The organism is Acinetobacter sp. YH16051, from assembly GCF_013417135.1.
Taxonomy (GTDB): Bacteria; Pseudomonadota; Gammaproteobacteria; order Pseudomonadales; family Moraxellaceae; genus Acinetobacter; species Acinetobacter towneri.
Map to the genome: position 1 here is coordinate 1 of NZ_VPEN01000089.1, position 2,038 is coordinate 2,038.

At 42.7% G+C, this 2,038-nt stretch carries 3 protein-coding genes; 1 reads left to right on the forward strand and 2 read right to left on the reverse strand.

The window, feature by feature from the left end; all coding sequences use genetic code 11:
* On the forward strand, window positions 1–106 hold a 106-nt coding region (locus FTV41_RS14430), incomplete at its 5' end, for a type II toxin-antitoxin system mRNA interferase toxin, RelE/StbE family (protein ID WP_179996737.1).
* A gap of 114 nt (window positions 107–220) precedes the next feature.
* Here FTV41_RS14430 and FTV41_RS14435 read toward each other — a convergent pair.
* Both FTV41_RS14435 and mobQ read right to left on the reverse strand, forming a co-directional pair.
* A complete protein-coding gene (locus tag FTV41_RS14435; protein ID WP_004870960.1) occupies window positions 221–691 on the reverse strand; it encodes a hypothetical protein in 471 nt (156 codons plus the stop codon).
* On the reverse strand, window positions 688–1,659 hold the full coding sequence (mobQ, locus tag FTV41_RS14440; RefSeq protein WP_179995762.1) for a MobQ family relaxase: 972 nt from the start codon (window positions 1,657–1,659) through the stop codon (window positions 688–690). The genes FTV41_RS14435 and mobQ overlap by 4 nt, the downstream gene beginning before the upstream one ends.
* Between the last annotated feature and the right edge of the window lie 379 nt (window positions 1,660–2,038).

A 2,038-nucleotide genomic window follows, 5' to 3' on the forward strand; every position in this document is an offset into this window, starting at 1 on the left:
TCGTGATTGTCATGTGAAGCCTGACTTAGTCTTGATTTATAGGCTTGTTGGTGACGATATTTTAGAACTGCATCAGTTGGATAGCCATTCCGAAATTTTTGGATGACTATCGCTCGATGCTTTGAAAGATGGCTTTAGCCATGTTTCAAAGTCGGGCAACTTTGCGACTGCTGTCATTGATTCGGTGATGGCAAGAGCCGAGCAAAGTACTGTCTAATCATTATTTTGGGTCAATCACACAATAATCCTTATTCGCTCCGTGACAGTCATTTTTCATGATGCGAACGCAAGACTTCCCATTGCAATTTTTAATATCTAGGCTGTATTTTTGTTCTAGCCATGCAACGTCTGCTCTACGCTGTTTGATTTCGTCCATGCTCGGCACATATAAAAATAATGCTAAAAAGAAAACGATCAGCAAGCTAACAAAAGCACTGGCGTAGATTGCCATGAATCGCCAGTCAAGTTGATTGGTTGCATTGTTTAATTCCCGAATACTGTTGTTGAGTGCGTCTATTTGCTTCTGATTGGCGTTTTTTAGGTGTTTTTCGGTCTTATTGAGTACTCCGCTAGCCACTTCCTTGTAAAACGCTTCTAATCGCTTGTTATCGTCTGCTATGGCTTCTCGATACTCTTTCATAGATGCCAGTAAAATATAGAGCTGGTCATCTAGGTCGTTTTGGTTGCTCATCGGTACATTCCGCCCTGATCTAAGTCTTGTGATGCTTTACGGTTGGCTCGCTCGGCTTGCTGTTGCTCTAGTTTTTGCTGTCGTTGTATTTCGGCTTGGCGTTCTTGTTCTAGGCGTTTAGCTTCTTGGTTTTTCTGCCATTGCTCGAAGCCTTGCTCGGCACGGTTTAAACCGTGCTGTAAAACGCTGTCTGTGCGCTGTTGCTGTTGTTTGAGGTGTTGGGCGTTGTGTTGCTTCACATGGTCGTTATAACGGCTGATTTCGGTGTCTATACCTTGTCTACGAAGTTGAGTGACCGAAGTCCCCTCATGAATGGTGGCTTGTAGTCCATTGTTCTGATCGGCATAGCTGCGGTGGTCTATTTTTTCTCGGTAGCCTGCTCGCTCCAGTGCGTGATTGGCTAAATCCGCCCATGTTTCCCGAATCTGTTTGATGTCGTCTTGGGTTGTTCCCATATTTAGGCTTTTGCGTTTGGCATTACTTAACTCAATATCGGTTTTTGTCGTCAAAGTGAGTTTATTGTCAGGGTCTAATTCAGCTTTTCGGGTGGTCAGCATGATATGGGCGTGATGGTTTTTATCATTTCCGCTTTTGCTGGGTTCGTGAATGGCTAAATCTGCGATCACGCCATAGCGATCAACAAGTGATTGGGCAAACTCTTTTGCCAAGTCCTTACGTTGATCTGCATCCAGTTCATCAGGTAAGGCAATCACCCATTCTCTAGCGGTTCGAGCATCTTTGCGGTTTTCGGACTGTTCCGCCAAGTTCCACAACTCGCTACGGTCTATTTCTATATCAAGGTTAGACACAATTTCGCTATGGGCGACACCATCCTTTCTCGTAAAATCGTGGGTTAGTCCTGTTCGTTCATCTTTGAGTTTTTCCCCTGCACGATAAGCCATAGATGCAACGGCAGTTCTTCCCGAACTGCGGTTAACGGTTTTGGTTGTACAGTGGTAAATCGCCATTAAATTTTCCTTGTGGCATCCACGTATTGATTACATTTCGGGCATTCTTTTCTAATAGTTTGAATGGATACTCCATTCATTTGCTCTATAAGAATTTTAGGTAATTTGTATAAAAATTCATTCCCACAGTTTGAGCATATAAAAATATGCTGTTCATCAATATTGTATTTCTTCATTTGCTTTACCGCTCTTGCTTTTGCTTTTGGGGTTAAGGGGTGTCCCCCTTACGCATCTTTTGACTTGAATGAAATTCAAGTCGTAAGTGCGCATTTCATGAAAAACACGATAGCATATTACCCGCTTGAATTTCAATTCATAGGGTCTTATGCTTGAGTGGTTTTCTATATTCCGAAATTAACCGTTATGACTAAATCTGCTG